Source organism: Tianweitania sp., from assembly GCF_032053605.1.
Classification (GTDB): Bacteria; Pseudomonadota; Alphaproteobacteria; order Rhizobiales; family Rhizobiaceae; genus Tianweitania.
This window is the reverse complement of record NZ_DAMBUH010000013.1, coordinates 13520-33666: the sequence shown is the minus strand read 5'-3', so window position 1 is coordinate 33666 and position 20147 is coordinate 13520. Positions and strand designations below refer to the sequence as shown.

18 protein-coding genes and 1 pseudogene are annotated in these 20147 nt (G+C 59.0%); 2 read left to right on the top strand and 17 right to left on the bottom strand.

Going from position 1 to position 20147, the window contains the following annotated elements:
* Positions 1-46 precede the first annotated feature (46 nt).
* Together RTX98_RS05220 and RTX98_RS05215 are read right to left on the bottom strand one after the other, a co-directional pair.
* Complete coding sequence (locus RTX98_RS05220; protein WP_312795088.1) at positions 47-1114, bottom strand: ABC transporter substrate-binding protein; 1068 nt, start codon at positions 1112-1114, stop codon at positions 47-49.
* Between the two features lie 294 nt (positions 1115-1408).
* Positions 1409-2284, bottom strand: a complete 876-nt coding sequence (locus RTX98_RS05215) for a LysR substrate-binding domain-containing protein (RefSeq protein ID WP_312795086.1) — start codon at positions 2282-2284, stop codon at positions 1409-1411.
* A 114-nt stretch (positions 2285-2398) separates the two neighbouring features.
* Between RTX98_RS05215 and RTX98_RS05210 the strand changes: the two genes are divergently transcribed.
* Positions 2399-3613, top strand: coding sequence for a pyridoxal phosphate-dependent aminotransferase (locus tag RTX98_RS05210; protein ID WP_312795084.1), 1215 nt, complete (start codon positions 2399-2401; stop codon positions 3611-3613).
* Positions 3614-3807: 194 nt separating this feature from the next.
* Here RTX98_RS05210 and purU read toward each other — a convergent pair whose 3' ends face one another.
* From purU to RTX98_RS05180, 6 genes are read right to left on the bottom strand one after another with little or no spacing between them, the layout of a single operon-like run.
* On the bottom strand, positions 3808-4692 hold the full coding sequence (gene purU / locus RTX98_RS05205; protein ID WP_312795082.1) for a formyltetrahydrofolate deformylase: 885 nt from the start codon (positions 4690-4692) through the stop codon (positions 3808-3810).
* A gap of 59 nt (positions 4693-4751) precedes the next feature.
* Entirely contained in the window at positions 4752-5669 is a 918-nt protein-coding gene (gene folD / locus RTX98_RS05200) for a bifunctional methylenetetrahydrofolate dehydrogenase/methenyltetrahydrofolate cyclohydrolase FolD (RefSeq protein WP_312795081.1), read from the bottom strand.
* Complete coding sequence (locus RTX98_RS05195; protein WP_312795080.1) at positions 5662-6348, bottom strand: hypothetical protein; 687 nt, start codon at positions 6346-6348, stop codon at positions 5662-5664. Before RTX98_RS05195 ends, folD begins: the two co-directional genes overlap by 8 nt.
* Positions 6348-9242: a 2Fe-2S iron-sulfur cluster-binding protein gene (locus RTX98_RS05190; protein WP_312795079.1), complete on the bottom strand. Its 2895-nt coding sequence runs from the start codon at positions 9240-9242 to the stop codon at positions 6348-6350. The genes RTX98_RS05195 and RTX98_RS05190 overlap by 1 nt, the downstream gene beginning before the upstream one ends.
* 1 nt (position 9243) lies before the next feature.
* Positions 9244-9495, bottom strand: coding sequence for a sarcosine oxidase subunit delta (locus RTX98_RS05185; RefSeq protein ID WP_312795078.1), 252 nt, complete (start codon positions 9493-9495; stop codon positions 9244-9246).
* A gap of 12 nt (positions 9496-9507) precedes the next feature.
* Entirely contained in the window at positions 9508-10749 is a 1242-nt protein-coding gene (locus tag RTX98_RS05180) for an FAD-dependent oxidoreductase (RefSeq protein ID WP_312795077.1), read from the bottom strand.
* Between the two features lie 123 nt (positions 10750-10872).
* On the opposite strand from RTX98_RS05180, the gene RTX98_RS05175 reads away from it, so the two are divergent.
* Complete coding sequence (locus tag RTX98_RS05175) at positions 10873-11766, top strand: LysR family transcriptional regulator (RefSeq protein ID WP_312795076.1); 894 nt, start codon at positions 10873-10875, stop codon at positions 11764-11766.
* On the opposite strand, the gene RTX98_RS05170 is transcribed toward RTX98_RS05175, so the two are convergent.
* The 9 genes and pseudogenes from RTX98_RS05170 to RTX98_RS05130 form a co-directional block, all read right to left on the bottom strand.
* Positions 11734-12450 carry a GntR family transcriptional regulator gene (locus RTX98_RS05170; protein WP_312795075.1) on the bottom strand — a complete coding sequence of 239 codons (717 nt, stop codon included), beginning with the start codon at positions 12448-12450 and terminating at the stop codon, positions 11734-11736. The genes RTX98_RS05175 and RTX98_RS05170 overlap by 33 nt on opposite strands.
* A gap of 292 nt (positions 12451-12742) precedes the next feature.
* Positions 12743-13378: pseudogene (locus tag RTX98_RS05165) on the bottom strand (SDR family NAD(P)-dependent oxidoreductase); the annotation flags it as partial.
* 260 nt (positions 13379-13638) lie between these two features.
* On the bottom strand, positions 13639-14637 hold the full coding sequence (locus RTX98_RS05160) for a 4-hydroxyproline epimerase (protein ID WP_312795073.1): 999 nt from the start codon (positions 14635-14637) through the stop codon (positions 13639-13641).
* Positions 14638-14660: 23 nt separating this feature from the next.
* Positions 14661-15518, bottom strand: coding sequence for an ABC transporter permease (locus RTX98_RS05155; protein WP_312795071.1), 858 nt, complete (start codon positions 15516-15518; stop codon positions 14661-14663).
* Positions 15515-16363, bottom strand: a complete 849-nt coding sequence (locus tag RTX98_RS05150; RefSeq protein ID WP_312795070.1) for an ABC transporter permease — start codon at positions 16361-16363, stop codon at positions 15515-15517. Before RTX98_RS05150 ends, RTX98_RS05155 begins: the two co-directional genes overlap by 4 nt.
* Positions 16364-16376: 13 nt before the next feature.
* Positions 16377-17468 carry a glycine betaine/L-proline ABC transporter ATP-binding protein gene (locus RTX98_RS05145; RefSeq protein ID WP_312795069.1) on the bottom strand — a complete coding sequence of 364 codons (1092 nt, stop codon included), beginning with the start codon at positions 17466-17468 and terminating at the stop codon, positions 16377-16379.
* 84 nt (positions 17469-17552) lie between these two features.
* A complete protein-coding gene (locus RTX98_RS05140) occupies positions 17553-18404 on the bottom strand; it encodes a glycine betaine ABC transporter substrate-binding protein (RefSeq protein WP_312795068.1) in 852 nt (283 codons plus the stop codon).
* 76 nt (positions 18405-18480) lie between these two features.
* Positions 18481-19824 carry an FAD-binding oxidoreductase gene (locus tag RTX98_RS05135; protein ID WP_312795066.1) on the bottom strand — a complete coding sequence of 448 codons (1344 nt, stop codon included), beginning with the start codon at positions 19822-19824 and terminating at the stop codon, positions 18481-18483.
* Positions 19821-20147, bottom strand: a 327-nt coding sequence (locus RTX98_RS05130; RefSeq protein ID WP_312795065.1) for an aldehyde dehydrogenase family protein, incomplete at its 5' end; no start/stop codon positions are given. The genes RTX98_RS05130 and RTX98_RS05135, both read right to left, overlap by 4 nt.

The window sequence follows — 20147 nt, the reverse complement described above, 5'->3', positions numbered from 1 at the left end:
GCTTCTTATCCCTTAGAACCACGCCGGCGGTACAGTCCTGCTAGCCTCAGCCCAGCAGCCACTCCTTGAACTGACGCTCCAGCGGCTCAAGGTTGGTCGACCACCATTCATCGTTGATGTAGGCGTTGTTCGGCGCATCGAGCTTGGGAAGCCATTCGCGCGATTCCGGCGTCAGCAGGTCATAGCCCTTGCGGCTCACCGGCGCGCCACCCTTGGCTTCCATGCAGGAGGCCTGGATCTCGGGGCGCATGGCGAAGGACAGGAACTTGAAGGCGTTTTCCTTGTTGGGAGCACCCTTCAACACGGCGAGATATTCGACGCCGTTCAGGTTCTGGTCGAAGGAGAAGCCGAGCTTTGTGGACTGGTCGCGATTGCTGGTCTGAATACGGTTGGCATAGGTGAAACTGAAGTCGGCCTCGCCTGTCTGCAACAGGGTCACAGTCTGCGGCGTCGCTTCAACCCACTTCGAAACATGCGGCTTGATGCGTTCCAGAACCTTGAAGGCGCGTTCTACGTCCAGCGGATACAGTTCATTCGGCTTCACGCCGTCGCCCAGGAGCGCGATCTCAAGCGTTTCCATCGCGCGGGTGCGCAAGGTGCGGCGGCCCGGGAATGCATCGGGATTGAAGTAGTCGGCGAAGGTCTTTGGATGCTTGCCTTCCGGGAATCGCGCCGTGTCATAGGCGATGCCGCCGGCGAAGGTGAAGAAAGGCACGAGCGTCGGCTGCACCGGAAGCGTCAGATCGCTGGCGTCGAAGAGGTCGGCGGGCAATTCTTCCCAGTAGCCGTTGGCAGCGCCGCTCGCGCCCATCGATCCCGGCGCATCGAACACATCCCACTGCACGTTGCCGGTCATAGTCTGCGCCTTGACCTTGGCGATGTCCGGGGTGTCGAGAACGGTCACATTGATGCCGGTCTCCTTCATGAAGGGCTTCACCAGCCCTTCTTCCATTCCCTGTCGATAATTGCCGCCCCATGTCACGAGGACCAGTTCGTTGCTTGCCGCTTGGCTGGTGCGGATCGAAGGCACCGATAAGACGGTTGCAGCAGCGGCACCCGCAGTTGCGAGGAAGCTGCGGCGGTTCATTGAAGACAGTTTCGTCCGAAGTGTCATGACATTCCCCTATTGTTGTTCGCTTATGCACTTGCTCTGACAGCGGGCGGCCATGTTTATCAAACCAGTGCCACGAACCGTTCAGTTGGTCAGATTTGGTCAGTCGGCTTCAGCACCGGGCGCTCAACGAAGCGCATGGGGCAACAACGACTTCTACAGAAGCCAACTTAGGAACAAGCCTCCGCATCGGCCTCGTCTTTCAGAATACTCTACGTATACCGGAATCGATGTCAATGCCACTCGTTCTAAAATATGTGAACCTAAATCCGGGCTGTATGGATGAGCCTGACGGTATCACCGATCGTTGGCTGCCAAAGCCTCGCAGGTCTCTACGAAGGCCCGCGTCGCGGCTATCCTTGGACCTGAGAGATCCCAGAGAACTCCCATGTTGCGGATCTCTCCGTCTTGAAGTGGGAGCTTTTGGAGCCGGAGACCTTCGGGCCAAGGTGGCGCCCAGTCCGGCAAGAGGGCGATTCCCAAGCCGCGATTGACCAAGGCAGCGATTGCATCAAGGGCGTCCAGTTCGGCCCATTCCCGAACAACGAGATGATGTCGCCGCAAATAGCGATCCACGATCTGCCCGCCCCACTGACTACGATCATAGCGTATGAACGGCTGCATCCGGATCGTGGCATGAAGGTTGCCGACCTCGAGCCGTTCAGGTGCAATAAGCAGTAAGGCTTCCTTGCGGATGGTCACCCAACCCAAAGCTTTGGGAAGCGGAAACTGCGGCTGGACGATCAAAGCCGCATCAAGGTCTCCGGCCTGAACGGCCTGATAAAGATCCGAAGCTGATCCCGGCATGAGGAAATATTCGATTTGCGGATAGCGCTTCGTAAGAGTGGCGAGAATATCGGGGATGAAACCTGTCATGGCCGAGGCGGTCGCGCCGATCCGCAGCTGTCCGGCAGGCATTCCATCTGCCGCCATGGCCCGAAGGTCGCGCAGTGCCTTGATCAGGCTCGGCGCATGCAGCTGCACCGCACGCCCAGCAGGGGTTGGTTTGACCGTGCGGCCAACGCGGGTCACCAAGGTCTGGCCGAGATCCGTTTCCAGGGCGCGGATCCGTTGTGCCACAGCCGCAGGCGTGAGATTCAGCCTGCGCGCTGCTTCCGCCATAGAGCCACAGTCTGCGACGGTCAAAAAGCTTTCCAGAAAACGTGTGTCCATGAAGATAGTTTTCTTACCTTCTGAAAGAAGGCGCAAGTAGGTTTTCTTGTTTTAAGCTTTACCTAATGTCCACGCTCAAGCCCGACTATTCAGCATGGGCAAGAAGGAGTTTCCATGGACATCCAAAGCAAGTTCAGCCGCCTCGGCACTGACGCTGCCCCCGGGCAGGAAGTTCGCCAGCAAACAGGAAGCGTCGAAGCCTTGCTGCGTGGTGACGTTCTGTCGGGCTGCGCCGTGGATTTCTCTCATGGCGATGTCGATGCCTTTCAGCCGACCCCTGGTTCTTTCGAGGTCTTTTCCGCCGGTGTGGAGTCGGGTGGCAAACAGGCATATACTGAGTATCGCGGCGACATCGGCATCCGCGAAGACCTCGCCCAACGCATCGCCGCGTTCACCGGCGCTCCGGTTGATGGCCGCGACGGCATGATCATCACGCCTGGCACGCAAGGCGCGCTTTTCCTCGCGGTCGCGTCGACGGTGTCGCGTGGTGACAAGGTTGCGATCGTCCGGCCGGACTACTTCGCCAACCGCAAGTTGGTCGACTTCTTTGAAGGCGAGATCGTCCCCATTCAGATGGACTATGCCGATGTTGAAGGCAAAGCCGGGCTCCAGCTCGACCATCTGGAAGATGCCTTCAAGTCTGGCGTAAAGGTCTTCCTGTTCTCCAACCCGAATAACCCTGTGGGCGTAATTTACGCGCGCGAGGAAATCGAGGCGATTGCCGAACTCGCCAGCCGCTACGGTGCCACCGTCATCGTCGACCAGCTTTACTCCCGCCTTCTTTACTCGGGCGTCAACTACACCCATCTGCGTGCCCAGAAAATCGACGCTGAAAACGTCATTACGATCATGGGTCCGTCCAAGACCGAGTCGTTGAGCGGCTACCGGCTGGGTGTCGCCTTCGGATCGAAGGAAGTCATCACCAGGATGGAAAAGCTTCAGGCCATCGTGTCGCTGCGCGCCGGCGGGTACAGCCAGGCGGTTCTGCGCACCTGGTTCAATGAACCGGAAGGCTGGATGGCGCAGCGCATCCAAGAGCACCAAGCGATCCGCGACGATCTGCTAAAAGTATTCCGCGCTACGCCAGGCATCACGGTACGCACCAGCGAGGCCGGCAGCTACATCTTCCCGCAACTTCCTAAGTTGACGGTCAGCGGATCCGATTTCGTCAAAGTTCTTCGCTTGCAGGCAAGCGTGATCGTGACGCCCGGCACGGAATTCAGCCCGCACTCGGAAGACAGTATCCGCCTGAACTTCTCGCAAGATCACGCTGCCGCTGTCGCAGCCTGCGAACGTCTCGTAGCGCTGGTGGATCGCTACCGGGCCTGATAATCAGCCGGTCGATGAACGCCAAACGGGGGCGCAGGGATTAAACGCCCTGCGACCCCGTCAACATTTTGCGTCCGGGATCACGCAGGCTTGCGCCGTCGCTGAGGGTGACCGCAAAATTGGTGTTTTACCCCGTCGGTGGCACTTAGAACGTGCAATCTGCGCTGCGATATCGCTGGATCGTGTCGGGATTTCTACCCCATACGCTCCGAAGCATAGGATCCCGGAGAGGCCGGAAACACGATTGTCCGATTGCCATTGAGAAACACCCGCCGGTGTATGTGGGCATGAATGGCCCGCGCAAGCACCTGACTCTCAACGTCACGGCCCAGCGAAACATAGTCGCTAGGGCTCTGTGCATGCGTGACGCGAACCGTATCCTGCTCGATGATCGGACCTTCATCGAGGTCGGCCGTCACGTAATGCGACGTTGCGCCAATCAACTTCACACCACGCTCGAAAGCCTGCTTGTACGGATTTGCGCCCTTGAAGCTCGGTAGAAAAGAGTGGTGTATGTTGATGATTTTGCCTGACATTTTCCGGCACATGTCGTCTGACAGAACCTGCATGTAGCGGGCAAGCACGATCAGCTCGGCACCGGTCTCTTCCACGATCCGCATCTGCGCGGCTTCAGCTTCGGCTTTGTTGGCCTTGGTCACGTTGATGTAGTGGAAGGGAATGTCGTGGTTCACTACAACCTTTTGATATTCCATATGATTCGAGATCACGGCGACGATATCGATGGGCAGCGCACCGATGCGCCAGCGGTAAAGTAGATCGTTCAAGCAGTGGCCAAAACGCGAAACCATGATGACGACCTTCATCCGCTCGGTCTCATCGTGGAAGGAATAGGACATCTTGAAGGGCTCGGCCGTCGGCGCAAACCCTTCCCGCAAACTGGCCAAATCAGCACCTTCTTCCGACTTGAAGCTGATGCGCATGAAGAAGGCGCCTGTTTCCGGGTCGTCGAACTGCGAGCTGTCGGTGATGTTGCAGCCATGATCAGCCAAATAGGCGGTAATGGCAGCAACCACGCCGCGCGTGGACGGGCATGTAACGGTCAGGAAGAGATTGGTCATGGGATGTCCTGAAAGTCTAGGGCATGGCGCGTTTTGAGAACGCCGAAAGCGGAATGAAATCAGGCTGCTAGACCAGCCTCAGGGAGTCCGTGATTTCGGCAGCAGGCCGTAAGCGTGTTGGCAAGCAGGCACGCAATCGTCATGGGACCAACCCCGCCGGGCACCGGCGTCAAGGCGCCAGCAACGGCAGCTGCGCTGTCGAAGTGAACGTCGCCAACCAACTTGTTTTGACCGTCCCGTTCGACGCGGTTGATGCCGACATCGATCACCGTCGCGCCGGGCTTGATCCACTCTCCACGCACCATTTCGGGACGGCCAACGGCGACAACGACGATGTCCGCCTGACGAACCACGGAAGCGAGATCCTGAGTCCGGCTATGCGCGATGGTGACCGTGCACCCATCACCCAACAGCAACTGCGCCATAGGCTTACCGACAATGTTAGAGCGACCGACGACCACCGCGCTCAAGCCTTCCAGCTTTCCGAGACGATCGCGCAAAAGCATCAGGCAGCCCAGCGGCGTGCAGGGCACCATCGCTTTCTGTCCCGTGCCCAGTAGGCCGACGTTCAAGATGTGAAAGCCATCGACATCCTTGGTGGGATCAATGGCGTTGATGACCTTATTGGCGTCCATATGGGCGGGCAACGGCAGCTGCACGAGGATACCGTGAACCTGCGGATCGCTGTTCAGCCTGCCGATCAACCCAAGCAGATCGGCTTCGGAGGTTCCAGCATCGAGCTTGTGCTCGAAGCTGTTCATGCCGCATTCGAGCGTCTGCCTGCCCTTGTTCCGGACGTAAACTTGGGACGCAGGATCTTCGCCCACCAGAACAACGGCCAGACCTGGCATAATGCCATGCTCCGTCCGCAACACTGCGACTTGTTCGGCAAGCCTTTGACGCAAGGTTGCGGCGAAGGCCTTTCCGTCGATCAGGGCCGCCGCCGGCGATGATGGCACGGACGCTGCTTCAGTCATGGGGATGAAGAGCGCCTGGCGCATGGAGTGCTGCAACTTCGAAGTTGGCCTTAAGGCCTTCGGCGGTTTCGGTCAGCACTTCCAGCGCGAACTCCGACGAAGCGATGTCGAAGAAGATGTCATAGGAGGGTGCGCCGAAATGATCGAGCCGCGCGATCACAACATCCATATGCAAAGCCCGCGTCTGCGTCACCTGACCGACCTTCAACACGGTCGGCCTCAGATCGGCCATCGAGATCCGGCGCATCAAATCCTGTGCGTTTGGTCCAGTCACCACGAACCACGCCCAGCCTTCTTCGCGATAGGCATCATAGCCTTTGGCCGCCAGCTGGCTGTCGTGCCACGCCTGCCGCAACGCGCGCAGCCGCTCGCCGCTATCACCGTGAGGAGCGGTCAGCAAAACTTCCTGTTGGCCGAGCCGCAACACACTCGTGCCGCATGGCAACCTCACGGCCTCGTTGACGCTCCCCGGAGCTGCAAGCCCCTGCTCGGCAAGCCAATCCATCGTGCCGGGCCCACGCAGACCGAAGCGATCAGTTTGGGTGCAATGGAGCACAACGTTTTCACCCGCATTCGGAAGCGCGCTTCTGCGAGAAAGCTTTTGCTCCAAGACATCGTTGCGCAAGCTCGGATCAATGCCGCCGACAGGTGCAGCATTCTGGCTGTTCAACCTCATCATCACATCTCCTGCCGGCGGTTTTCCGCATCGTAGAACGGCGCAGGTATGACCTTGGCTTGCACTTCCTTGCCGCACAGGCCGCGGATGCGGATGGTGGCATCCGGAACCGCGTCGCGCGGATCGGCATAGGCCAGCCCGATCCACTTGTTCAGGTTGGGCGAGAAGCAGGTCGAAGTCACAAAGCCAACCGGACGACCGTCCCGCATGACCAGGCAGGATTCCGCCAAGCGTATGCCGTGACCGTCAGGCAGTTCGAAGCCGCAAAGCTTGCGCTTCAAGCCAAGCTTACGGCGCGCCTCGATCGAGGTCTTGCCGACATAACGCGTCTTGGCCTTGGACAGCGCCCATTCCATTCCGAGTTCATCAGGCGTGGAAAGCGCATCGGTGTCCTGACCAATGATGATATGACCCTTTTCTAGGCGCAGAACGCGCGACGCTTCCAGCCCGTAAGGCCGCAGGCCGAACGGTGCGCCAACATGAAGAAGCTTTCGCCACAATCCGGGGCCGTAGGACTGCGGCACATGCAGCTCGTAGCTCAGCTCACCCGTGAAGCCGATGCGCATGATACGGACAGGACATCCGCCGATCGTGCCTGTTCGACCATTGAGATAACCGAAGCCCTCGGCTGAGAGGTCGATATCGCCGCCGAGCGCTTCGAGAACCTTGCGGGCCGAAGGACCGGTGACGTTGATGGCAGCGAACGACGCCGTGATGTTCTGGATATCGACCTGCATGCCCCACTGCGCGTTGAGGAACGTCATTTCCGAAAACACGCGCGCAACCGCACCGGTGGTGGCCGTCACGTAGAACTCGGTTTCCGACAAGCGATAGGCTACGCCGTCATCTACAACCGAGCCCATGTCGTTCAGCATCAGGCAGTAGCGAACCCGACCAACCGGCTGCTTGGCATGCGTCATCGTATAGATGCGGTCGATGAAGGCGGCTGCATCTGGTCCTCGGATCGCAAGCTTGCCCAAGGTCGAAACATCGAGCATGCCGACCTTTTCGCGCACGAGCTTCACTTCATCCGCTATGATCTTCTTCACGTCCGATCCGCCACCGTAGTAAAGCGGCCGCCACCAGGCGCCTACCGGCGTCATCTTTGCCTTGCTCGCCACATGCTCGGCATGAATGGCCGTGTGACGGTAATGCACGTGATTGGGACCAGCGAGCAGGCCGAGCTTTTCCGGCCCAAACGGCGGGCGCGAGGTCGTGACCCCGATCTCCGCGACCTTGCGGTTTGTTTCAGCAGCGACGATCCGCGCCGTGGTCAAGGCAGAGTGACGACCCTGCGAAGGACCCATGCCCACCGTGGAATAGCGCTTCACCAGTTCCAGTTCGCGATAGCCGTCGACCACTGCATTCTTGATGTCCTTGACCTGCAGATCCTCGTCGAAGTCGACGAAGTCCCGACCTTTCGGATGGGGCGAAAGCTGATGGAAGTAGTTCATCCGGGAAGACGTGGCATCTTCCATCGCGGCGGGCAAAGTAACATCGTAGCCAGCAGCCTTCGCCGCCGTGGCGCCGGCGATCTCGCCGTTGCGCAATACGGATTCGAGCGCAAAATACCCTGCTGTCGAGCCAGCGAGATACATGGCATCTGGCATATGGTTCAGCACGAAGTGCTTGGCGTCATCGTCATAGCCGAGCTTGGCGCCGGCATGCAGAGGCAGTTGATAACCGGGCGTGTAGCCTGCAGCCACCACCATGTGATCGCATTCCAGCACCTCGACACCTTTCGCGGGTGTCTTGATCTGAACCGCACGAATATGGCGATTGCCTTTTGTGCCATGAGCTTCAATGACGGTCGCATTGGTGATGATCCGCACGCCCTTTGCGATAAGGCTTTCGGCCAGATCAGGCGAGGTCGGGCTGGCACTCGGCTCAAGAACGGCAGCGATCGGGATGCCGGCGTCCAGCATATCCAAAGCCGCGAGATAGCCGTCGCGGTTGCCCGCAAAAACCACGCCGCGCTTGCCGGGACGAACGGCATAATGGCGCAACAAGCGCTGTGCTGCCGACGACAGGATGATGCCCGGCAGATCGTTGTTGCGAAAGATGAGCGGTTGTTCATGGGAGCCGGCGGCTACCACTACCTGGGCCGCCCGTACGCGATAAAGCGTTTCACCCTGCAAGACCGGCACGAAGTTGTCGCCGTACCAGCCGTTGCAGGTTGCCCCGGTCATGACGCGCAGGTTGCTCAGCGTTTCTACCTTGGCACGCAAGGCTCGGAGCGTTTCTTCGGCTTCAGCACGGTCGCGCCCGAAACGGGCATAGGTCAATGCTCCGCCAATTTCGGGATTGAGGTCGACGACCAGCACCTGAGCGCCCGCTTCGGCAGCCTTGATGGCAGCCGAAAGACCGGCAGGGCCCGCGCCCACGACGAGTACGTCAGTGTGAAGGTTTTCTCGGACATAGTGGCCATAACCGGCATGAATATCGACTTTGCCGAGGCCAGCCGACTTGCGGATAAGCGGCTCCCAGAACTTCAGCCAGCTCTTTACGCGCGGCCCAAAGAAGCTGCGATAATAGAAGCCGACCGGCATGAAGCGGCCAAGCTTGTCCAACACAGCATTGCGGTCGTTCTCCGCCGTGCCGTTGACGTTCTGAGCCGTGACAGCGAGCCCATCGGTAATGGAGCGCAGATCGGCCCGCACATTGGGCTCATCAGGTAACTGCACCAGTGTGTTGGCGTCCTGACCAGCCATGGTGAGGATACCGCGCGGGCGGTGATACTTGAACGAGCGGGAGAGGATCCAGCGCTCTGCGCCAGCCATGGCCGATGCAATCGTGTCGCCGCCGAAGCCATCCAATTGACGCCCGTCGAATTGAAAACGGATCTTGCGGGCGCGATCAAGACGCGAACCCCAGGGAAGTGGAAGCCGTTCGGTCATTTCAGGCGGGCTTTCGATTAGGAAGGTAAGTGGCGACGATCTTGTCAGTGACGGTGTGACGCTCGGCGATCAGAACCGTGTTGGATGGCGTGTGCCGCCACCACTCCTGCATGATCCCCAGCGGATTGTCGGCATAAAACAGGGTCTCGATAAGCTCGTCGCCATGTTCGGCGCTCACAGTTCGAACGGGCCCCAAATACTGAAATTCGGAGATGTTGCGTGGGCCGTTCACCGGGCAGTTCAGGATTTTCATGGAAATGCCTCGTCAGTGGCTGGCAGCCGTTGCGCCCATCTCGTTCAACAGCGCAAAACTGTCGAACCGGCGCAGGTCGAATGGCTTGAGAATGTCTGGCACGCGACCTGTGGCGATGGTTTCCGCCAGTCGCTTTCCTGCTACCGGTGTCGCCTTGAAACCCCACGTACCCCAGCCGCAATCCAGCCAGTAATTGTCGATCGGAGATGCGCCCATGATCGGGCTGTAGTCCGGCGTCATGTCGGTAATGCCAGCCCATTGACGCAGCAGCTTGACCTTGTGCAGGAAGGGCAAGAGATGCAGCGCGCCTTCCGCCAGATGCTCCTTCTGGTCCAGCGTGGAACGGGTGGAGGCCAGCTGATAAGGGTCCGAACCGCCGCCGATCACGATCTCGCCGCGCGATGACTGCACAAGGTAGGTGTGCAGGTTGGCGGAAGACAGAAGGATATTCAGGAACGGCTTCAAGGGCTGCGTCACCATCGCCTGCAGCGGGAAGCAGCGGATCGGCAGCTTGATGCCGGCCATTGCCGCAACCTGCCCATTCAAGCCACCGACGGCCTGAAGCACCTGGCCGGCTGCAATCGCGCCCCGGTTGGTTTTGACATGCGTGATCCGGCCATTTGCTTTTTCGAAGCCGGTCACTTCCGTACGCTGATGGATCTCGACGCCGCGTTCCGCCGCGCGTTTCGCATAACCCCATGCAACCGCATCATGCCGCGCCGTTCCGCCATCGGCATGCCAGAGCCCACCGAGCACTTCATGCTGTCCGCCAAGATCAAGATTGAGCTCAGGGCAAAGCTCTTTCACCGTCTGAACATCCACCACTTCGATGCAGGTGCCCATGTGCTTGCCCATCTCGGCCCGCAGATGGAAGCTGCGCATCGTGGCGTCCGAATGCGCCAAAGTGAGCTGTCCGCGCTGCGAGAACATGATGTTGAAGCCGAGATCGTGCGACATAGTCTCGTAGAGCTCGACGCCTTCCTTGTAAAAGCGCACCGACTCTTCGGTCATGTAGTTCGAGCGGATAGTGGTCGTGTTGCGCGCGGTGTTGCCGCCCGCAAGATAGCCCTTTTCCAGAACGGCCACGTTGCAGATGCCATGCACGTTCGACAGGTAATAGGCGGCCGCAAGACCATGACCGCCACCGCCTATGATGACGACGTCATAGGATTGTTTCAGCTCAGGCGTCGGCGGGATGTCCTTGTAAGGAACATGCTTGGAGCGCAGACCGTATTTCAGCAGAGAAAAGGGCATGATGTCCTGCGATGAGCATCGGGAATTGCATCCATAAACGACCGAAAATTGCAGCTCGCAAGAAAGCGATCTTTACTCACTGACCCTGTTTTCGTTATGGATTCTTAACCTTGAGAGGGGCGCATGCGAAATCTGCCACATCTGAGTTATCTGGAAGCATTTGAGGCAGCCGCACGCCACCTGAGTTTCACGCGTGCAGCAGAGGAGCTCAACTGCACCCAAGCTGCTATCAGTCAGCGTGTGCGGGCTCTCGAACACTTCTTCTCCCGACCCCTCTTCCACCGCCGCAGCAATGGCCTTGAACTGACCGACGTTGGCATGGCCTATCTTCCGGGCATCGCGGATGCGCTGGATCGTGCGGAGACAGCCACGCAGGGCATGTTGGGCGCCGCGGCACAGACCAGTCTAACCGTGTCGGCGCCTTTGAGTTTCGTGATCTTGTGGCTGTCGCGACATCTTGGGCAATTTTCGGCGTTGCACCCTCAGATGGAACTGCGTGTGAACAGTACGATCTGGACGGACCCCAATGTCGAACTCGCCGATCTCAGCATCCTCCTCATGGACGTGTCGCAACGGGAGCCGGAGGCCATCCGTCTCGGACAAGAGCGCTTGATGCTGCTCTGCGATCCCGAAACGGCGAAGCAGGCACAAAACCGACCGCGCGCAGACTGGCTGAACGCGCATCGCCTGATCTATGTCGAGGGTCGAATGCAACTTTTGGATCGATGGGCAAAAACGGAGAATATAGACGTTGCTCCGACATCCGCTGCCATCAAAGCCGACAATGCCGCTACCGCTCTAGACATTGCCGCATCAGCCGGAGGAATCACGACGACCCTATCGAGTTACGCGGCCTCTTACCTGAAGTCGGGCCGGCTCGTCGCGCCATTCGGCGTTGGTGAGATTCTCCCAGTGGCCTTGCATGTCGTGCCAAATTCCAAGCGGAAGCGTTCCCGCTCAGCCGCCTTGTTCATACAATGGCTGTCAGGCGAGATCCCCTTCGATCGCCAGATCTAGATCCTCGCTCAGAACCGGCGCACCGGCGAACAATATGCGTTTGATACGCTGCTTTGTCAGCTGATGATGAAGCGTCGCATACTCGTCCGCACGTGCGGCATCACGCTGCGTGATCGCGTCCAGGATCAAGTCATGCTGACGTAGTGTCTCAGCTAGGTGCTGCTTGATCTCTGGTTCGTCGGTTGCAACATTATTGGAGAAACACGCCCGCGCTATGCGTAGCGATCCAGTCAGTGTCTGCTCGTAGAAGGCACTGAAATGGCGGTTGTCGGCAGCGTTGGCGATGGCCATGTGGAACGAGAAGTTCGCTTCGGATCGCCCGACACCATCGCCTGTTTTAACGGCCTCGGCGAAGAGATCCCTGTGCGCTGCAATTTGTTCAAGGTCGTCGTCTGTGCGACTTTGCGCGGCGAGTCGATGGATGACGCGGCTCGCGACCAACAAGGCATCATACAGTTTCGGGAGATCGTCGAAATCGAGCGGCGCAACCTTGGCTGTGCGGCCTTCGCGTACAACCAGACCGTCGGCAATCAGTTGAATGATCGCTTCGCGAACGGGGGTGCGGGACACCGACAGGGACTCGGCCAAAGCGGCCTCATCAAGGCTCCGCCCGGGACGAAGCTCCAACCGGAGTATCGCATCGCGCAACTGACGCGTAACTTTCCATGCATCCCGTTCGTTCACGAATTACCTATCCTGTTCAAACCAGGTGCAGATACATGCCCGATCGTGATAGTGCAAATCTGGACCAATTCGTTATCGAGCTATTTCAATAAAGCGGTCCCATCACAGGCGGCTTGTTCGCACAACAGCCAGTGGTCCCCTGGCGAAGCACTCTAGAGCCGACCGCTATCAACTTGGGGTCCGCTCGCGCTTTGTCATCAGAGGTGGAGCAGATGCTTGCTGGATCTTCCAGGCGGCAACGGCAGACGTGTCGCGATTGTCACATCTGCCGCAGCCACCGGGATGTACTAGGTCAGCGGATCAGCACCCCGGAAGCCATGAAGCCTCCATCGATGTTGAGAATGTGTCCGTTGATATAGGCTGCTTCAGGCGAAGCCAAGAAGAGGATTGCCGCCGAAACCTCCTCAGGCTTGGCGTAGCGTTTCGCAGGGATCTGGGCATCCCAAATCGCGCGATCCTTCGGTCCATGCACCTGGAGGATCATTGGCGTATCTACCGGCGTAGGAGCAACCGCGTTGGCGGTGACGCCCTTGTCGCCAAGTTCGGCGGCCAGCAAGCGCGTCAGCATGTCGACGCCACCTTTGCTACAGGAGTAAGCGCCACGTCCGGTATTCGCGATCTGACCGTTCACCGAACTGACGGTTATGATGCGGCCAGTGCCCTTAGCGACCATCTGACGACCGGCAAACTGACAGCAATTGAAGGTTCCCGTCAGATTGACGGACAAGATCCGCTCCCAGTCCTGCGGATCGAACTCAAGGATCGCACCCGTCTTCACAATCGCAGCGCTTGTCACCAGAACGTCGGTACCGCCGATCTCTTCGATCTTCTTGAAGGCGGCTTCCACGGCATCGCGGTCGGCCACATCGAGTGCAACGCCCGAAACTTTGCCCTTGCCCTGAAGCCGCGCTTTCGCCTTATCTAAAGCCTCCTGCGACCAATTAAATCGTCTTCGTCATGATCTAAACGAGCCTGCTTCGGCGAAGGCAAGAGCGGTCGCCTCGCCAATCCCGCCGGCGCCACCCGTGATCACGACGTTCTTTCCGGCAAAATCGGTCATCTGGATTTTTCTCAGTTCTGGATGAATTCGAGGAGCTCGATTACATCCAGTATACCGAATGGATGCCGGTCTATGTCAAGACGTCTTCGGACGTTTGCCGGCCGGCGTGTCCGGATGCCTTGTCTTACCTAGGTAATCTGAAATCCATGTGCGAGCGGATCTCGGTCATCGACGAAGATGGTGTTGTGTCCGATGATGCGGGCCCAGCCACCCACGCTTGGTTTAATACCCTTGAACGAGCCTATCTGCGCATCGGCCTCGACCTTGCCTTCGAAGATCGTGCCGATCAGACTTTCCTGCCGCCACGTATCACCGATCTTCAAGCGTCCTTTTCCGTGCAATTGTGCCATGCGGGCGGATGTGCCGGTGCCGCCGGGCGATCGATCGATGGCCTTGTCGCCGTAAAACACAGCACCGCGGCCATCAGCATCACCGCTCTTGGGATCATCGCACCAGATCGCATGGTGAACGCCACTGATACGGTCATCGTCGGGATGAACGGGCTTGCAGATGGGCTCCAGCGCGTCGCGAAGGGCGCGGCTCAGTTCGACGATGTCGCTGGCCGTTCCGGCATCCAGACCTTTCCAGTTTTCCTGCGGTTCGATAACGGCGTAGAAGTTGCCGCCATATGCGATATCGACAACCAATGGCCCGACGCCTGGAACATCGACACGCACATCGGCAGCGTGCAGATAGCTGTCGACATTGAACATACGCACGGAGTTCACGAACTCGCCCGGCTTCTCGTATCGGATATCGACACGGCCAGCCGGCGTTTCGATGGATAACTGTCCAGGAACACGCGGCGTCACAAGCCCTTCCTCGATCGCCGCTGTCACCAAGCCGATCGTGCCAGCCCCACACATCGGCAGACAACCGCTGACTTCCACGAAGATCACCGCGAAGTCACAATCCTCTCGATGAGCGGGATAGATGATAGCGCCGGACATGATGTCATGGCCGCGCGGCTCGAACATGAGAGCCCGACGAACCCAATCATGATCTCGAATAAACAGCTCGCGGCGTTCTGCGATGGGAAGATGAGGCAGGATCGGACCTCCGCCGGCGATCAGCCGGACAGGATTGCCGCAGGTGTGCGAGTCGATGCAGAAGAAGCTACGGCGCATTGAGTATTAGCCCTATCGAAAACCTACGCGTTACGAACGACCTTGCTCGATCGTCCCTGAAGCGCACCGCGCGACACCCTGTCCAGCAGAATAGCGACGGCAACGATTGCCAGCCCGGCCCGCAGTCCTAGCCCCATCTCCATGCGGGTCAGGCCACGGGTCACTTCGGCACCGAGACCGCCGGCACCAACCAAGCCTGCCAGAACCACCATTGCCAGCGACAAAAGAATGCACTGGTTCAAGCCCACGATCAGCGTGGGCGTGGCCGACGGGATCTCGATCTTGAAGAGGATCGAGCGCGGCGAAGCACCAGTCGCGCGTCCGAGTTCAAGAAGGTCCTTTGGCACTTGGTTGAAGGCGAGCGTCGTCAACCGCAGCATAGGAGGCACGCCGTACACAATGGTCGCAATGATCGCGGGAACGCGGCCCAGGCTGAAGATCATCACGGCCGGGATGAGATAGACCCAAGGCGGCACCGTCTGCATGATGTCGAGAACCGGGCGAATGGCCTGTTCCACTTTGCGATAGCGGGACGCCAGGATGCCAAGCGGAAAAGCGATCAAGACGGAAATTGCGACCGCCACGGTCACCAGCGCCAGCGTCTGCATCGACGCGACCCACAAACCCGAGAGGTAACAGAAGGCCAAAGCTACACCGGCGACGATCGCGACACGAATGTTGACGGCAAAATAAACGAGCACGAGCGCAAGAAGGATGACGCCATAAGGTGGCAGCAGAACCAGCACCGCTTCAATGCTGGATAAAACGGCCTCCACAACAGTCGAGATGGCCCGAAAGAGTGGATGGAAGTTGGTGTTAAGCCAGTCAACCACAGGAGCTAGGTAGGTGCCGGGCGAAAAGCGCAGATCTTCCGCATTCATTGGCTGGTTTCCTTTGCCCGCCTTCCAGCGCTCTGCGTCAAGCGGTCGAGGATCATCGTCAAGAAGACGATGGCGATGGCGGCATTGATTGACACGGCGATATCGAGGGTGCGAATCGCACCGTAGATCGTGGCGCCCAGTCCGCCCGAGCCGACGATGCCGGCGATCACCACCATGCCGAACGCCATCATCAGGCTCTGGTTGATCCCTGCCATGACGCTGGGAACCGCAAAGGGCATCCTGATCTTCGTGAACATCTGCCAAGGCGTAAGGCCGCTTGCCCTGCCTAGTTCGATAAACTCGTTCGGCGTCATGCGAATGCCGAGCGAGGTCAAACGCACCGCCGGCGGCACGGCAACGATGAAGGTCGCGACAAGGGCGGTGGCCGGACCGTATCCGAGAAGAGCAATAGCCGGCAGAAGATAGATGTAAGGCGGAAGGGTTTGAACGAGGTCAAGGACTGGGTCGAGGAAACGGTCGAAGGACCGTACAAAGCCCGCCATAATGCCGACCGGAATCCCAACCAGTAGAGCAAGCGCCGTGGCTGTAATGACGAGAGCCAGCGTACTCATGGTTTCTTCCCAAAGACCCATGAAGCTGCAGAATGCCAGCGCAACGCCGATCGCAACGCCCGCAAGAAGGTTGATCTGCCGCCATCCGATCAGAACGGCGAGGACCGCGATGACATAGAAGGGCGGAACCTGTAGCAGCCAAAGAACACCGTCATAGGTGGTCTCGAGCACCATGCGCACGAACTCAAACAGCCATTCGCCATGGTCGCTGATCCAACTCAGCGTGTCGTCCGTCCACATGTCGAAGGTGTCGGCTATAACCGAAATGTCCATGCCCATCCCCCGCCTATGCCGCCGCTGCTTCGCCTGCCGGATGTCCGGCTACGCTGCGCAAGAGCCCGCGCGTCGTGACCACGCCGACGATCGCCTCGTTCTCGACAACCGCGATGGCGTCGCGGTCCGACTGCATGGTCAAGTCGATCAGCTTACCGATATCGGCCTCAGGCGTGGCGCGAAGCAGCGCAGTGATATCGGTCTGCGGATGCGCCGCGCTATACTCGGCGACAGGGCGCATAACAGTATGCGCTTTGACGAGATGAACGCGGGAGATGCCTGCCACGAAGTCGGACACATAGTCGTCGGCCGGATTGGTCACGATATCCTCCGCCGTGCCAACCTGAACGATGACGCCGTCCTTCATGATGGCGATCCGGTCACCGATGCGGATGGCCTCTTCGAGGTCATGCGTGATGAACACGGCTGACTTGCCTAGCGACTTGGTGAGCTGTCGGAATTCATCCTGAAGCTGGCGACGGATCAAAGGGTCGAGCGCGCTGAAGGGCTCGTCCATCAGGATGATCTCGGGATCCGCAGCAAGTGCGCGAGCAAGACCGACGCGCTGCTGCATGCCGCCTGACAGTTCGGATGGGTAGCGTGAGGTCCAGTCGGTCAAGCCGACCTTGTCGAGCGCAGCACGCGCCGTCTGGTGGCGTTCATCCTTACCGACACCACGGACTTCCAACCCGAAAGCAGCGTTTTCCAGCACGGTACGATACGGCAAAAGGGCGACGCTTTGGAAGACCATGCCGATGTGGCGGGCGCGCATCTCCCTCAGCTGTGCTGCGTTCAGCTTGGCGATGTCGCGACCTTTAACGACGATTCCGCCCATGCTTGGCTCGATGAGACGATTGAGCAGACGGATCAGCGTCGATTTTCCGCTACCCGATAGACCCATGACGCAGAAGATCTCGCCGCGGCGGACCTGCAAGCTGGCATCGGCCACACCGACCACGCAGTTAAATTCGTCCAGCACCTGCTTCTTGGATAGTCCGCGCTCGGCAATCGCCTTGACGGCAGCGGGCGCGCAGGAACCAAAGATCTTCCAGACCGACTTGCAGTCGACCAGAATTTCGTTTGATGGATCAGTCACTGTGTTCATCGCGGTCCCCCAGGCTGGCTTGATGCCGGCTTCATTTTCGATCGCTTAAGAAAACGGGCCGCCGACCAGCGGCCCGTTAAAAACTTATTCGCTCTTGATGTTCTCCCAACGCTTAATCAGGTCGGCATGGGCTTCGATCCAGCTTGCTACGGCTTGGTCCATGGTCTTGCCGTCACTGACCTCACCGTTGATGGCCGTGATGTCGGCAAGCGGCACGTAAACGCTGGCGATCGCTTCACGCGCACCCGGATTTTCCGCCGAAAAGCCCTTCTGGCCGATCCAGTAGTAGCTCTGTGGGGGCGGGAAAACGCCCTTCGGATCGTTCAGGAACTTCACGTCGAATTTCTGCATCATCCAGGATGGCTCCCAGATCGTAACCGCGATCCACTCCTGACGATCGATCGCCGACTTTAGAGCCGCTGTCATCGCCGCGGTGCTGCCTTCCACGAGCTGCAGCTTGAGGTCGTAGTCCTTGACTGCGTTTGTTGTGTCACGCATGAGGCCCGAACCCGGCTCGATGCCGACAATCTTGCCGCCGAGCTTGTCGGCATTGTCGTTCAACTGATCCATCGAGTCGATGGTCACATATTTCGGGACAGCCACGCCCTGGAACAGGCCGTGGGATACCGGCGAAATCTTCTCAAGCCGATTCTTGTTCTTGTTCCAGTAGTCTTGCGCAACGTAATCGGTCTGCGATGCGAGGATCTGGATATCGCCCTTGCTCAAAGCGGCATAAGCGATGCCCCATTCGGCGAATTCGACGACCTTAACGCTGTAGCCCTTGTCTTCCAGAACCTTCTTGGTGATGCCGGTGATCGGCGTCAGATCTTCCCAGGACAGGGTCCCCATCGTGATCGACTTTTCCTGTGCCTGTGCGGGCAGGATCGCCAACCCGACCATCGCCGCCGCACAAAGCGCCTTCCAGAAAGTTTTCATTCCACGCTCCTGTTATTGTTCCCTTTTATGTTTGAAGGACGGACGCGGTATGTCCTTCAAATTGCGCTTGGCCCGATCATCCTTCGCGGCCCGCCCGCAATTCCTGCATGCGGATCACCGAATTGATACCGACCGTCGCGAATGGCTCTGGTGGGAGCCGCAAGGGCTCGGGGTGATCCATGAATTCCGTGAGTTGCTGAGACTGAGTCCCAGTCGCGAGCTCTGCCGCCATCACGCCCGCAAGTGTGCTCTTGACGGTTCCAAGCCCATTTTCGCAGCAGGCCGAATACAGCCCTTCTTCGATCTGACCGAAGGCCGGCACGTGGTTGCGGCTGAGGCAAATGCGGCCGGTCCAGCTGTATTCGAAAGGCACGCCCGCGAGTTCAGGAAAGCGTGCATCGAGCGAACGGCGATGCACTTCGGCCATCTTCGATATCCGCTTCTGCGACACCGCGATGGCGGTATCGTAAGTGTAGCGGGTGCGAATGGCGATGCGCGACTGACCGTCTGACGTAATCTTGCGAACGGTGGCGCCCATCGCGTCGGCTGGCAGCAAAGACCACTTATCGCGTCCGGACGCCTTCCGCCCGAAATCATCCGCAGGAAACGGTGTGGTCATCGAGGCATAGGCGGTAATGTGCATCAATCGGCCGCCAAAGTGACCGAAATCATCGACATGTCCGTTGACGCCAAGAATAATCTTGGGAGCCGTTACCGTTCCCCGGGGCGTGACCGCACTCCAAGTCCCGCCTTCTCGCTTCAGCGCAGTCACCGGCGAACGTTCGAAAATATCGATCCTGGATGCTAGTCCCGCCGCAAAGCTGCGTATGTAATCCGCCGGCTGAAGGGTGATGGCGCCCGGCGTGTACAGGCCGCCAAGATAAAAACCCGTTCCCGTCAGCGAGCGCATCTCAGCAGCGTCGAGGAAGCTATGTCTCTCCCCGATGCTCTTCAGCGATGCGCCAAAGCTCTGGTTTAGCTTCAAACCGCGCTGTGTTGCAGCCGCGTTGATCTTGCCCGACGGATCGAACGTGTCATGCGACATCCCGTATTCTGCCGCTGCCTCCTTGGCAAAGCCGATCGCGGACCGGTTCTGTGCCATTTCCAGCTGCGTCGCGGCAGCACTGCCACTGGAATATTCGCTCGACGCAAGATTATGGGGCACATCGATCATGAAGCCCGAATTTCGGCCGGCGGCACCCTTTGCCACCTCGGTCGCGTCAAGAACGACGATCTTGTCTTCAGGTCGCAGCTGAAGCAGCCGGCGAGCGGCGGACAAGCCGGCAAAGCCTGCACCGATGATCAGCCAGTCAGCGTTCACATCGCCTTCAAGCACGCGAATGGGAAACGAACGTGGACTGATCGCCTCCCACCCCGAGGTGCCGTTTTCGACAGGCAAACGCTTGACGAAGATCGTCACCGCACGGTCTCGTCTACAGAGCGATCCGAAACGTCGATCCAGATCGTCTTGAGCTCGCAATAGTTGTCATGCGCGAAGACGGACTTGTCGCGGCCGCCAAACCCGGACTCCTTGTAGCCGCCAAACGGCGTCGTTGCGTCCCCCTCGCCAAAGCAGTTGACCGTGACGATCCCGGCCCGGATCTCGCGCGACAGCTTGATCGCCTTGCGCAGGCTTCCCGTGTAGACGGAGGCAGCCAAGCCGTAAGCCGTATCATTGGCGAGAGCGATGGCTTCCGAAAGGGACTCGAAGGTCGAAACGGACAGCACCGGTCCGAAGATCTC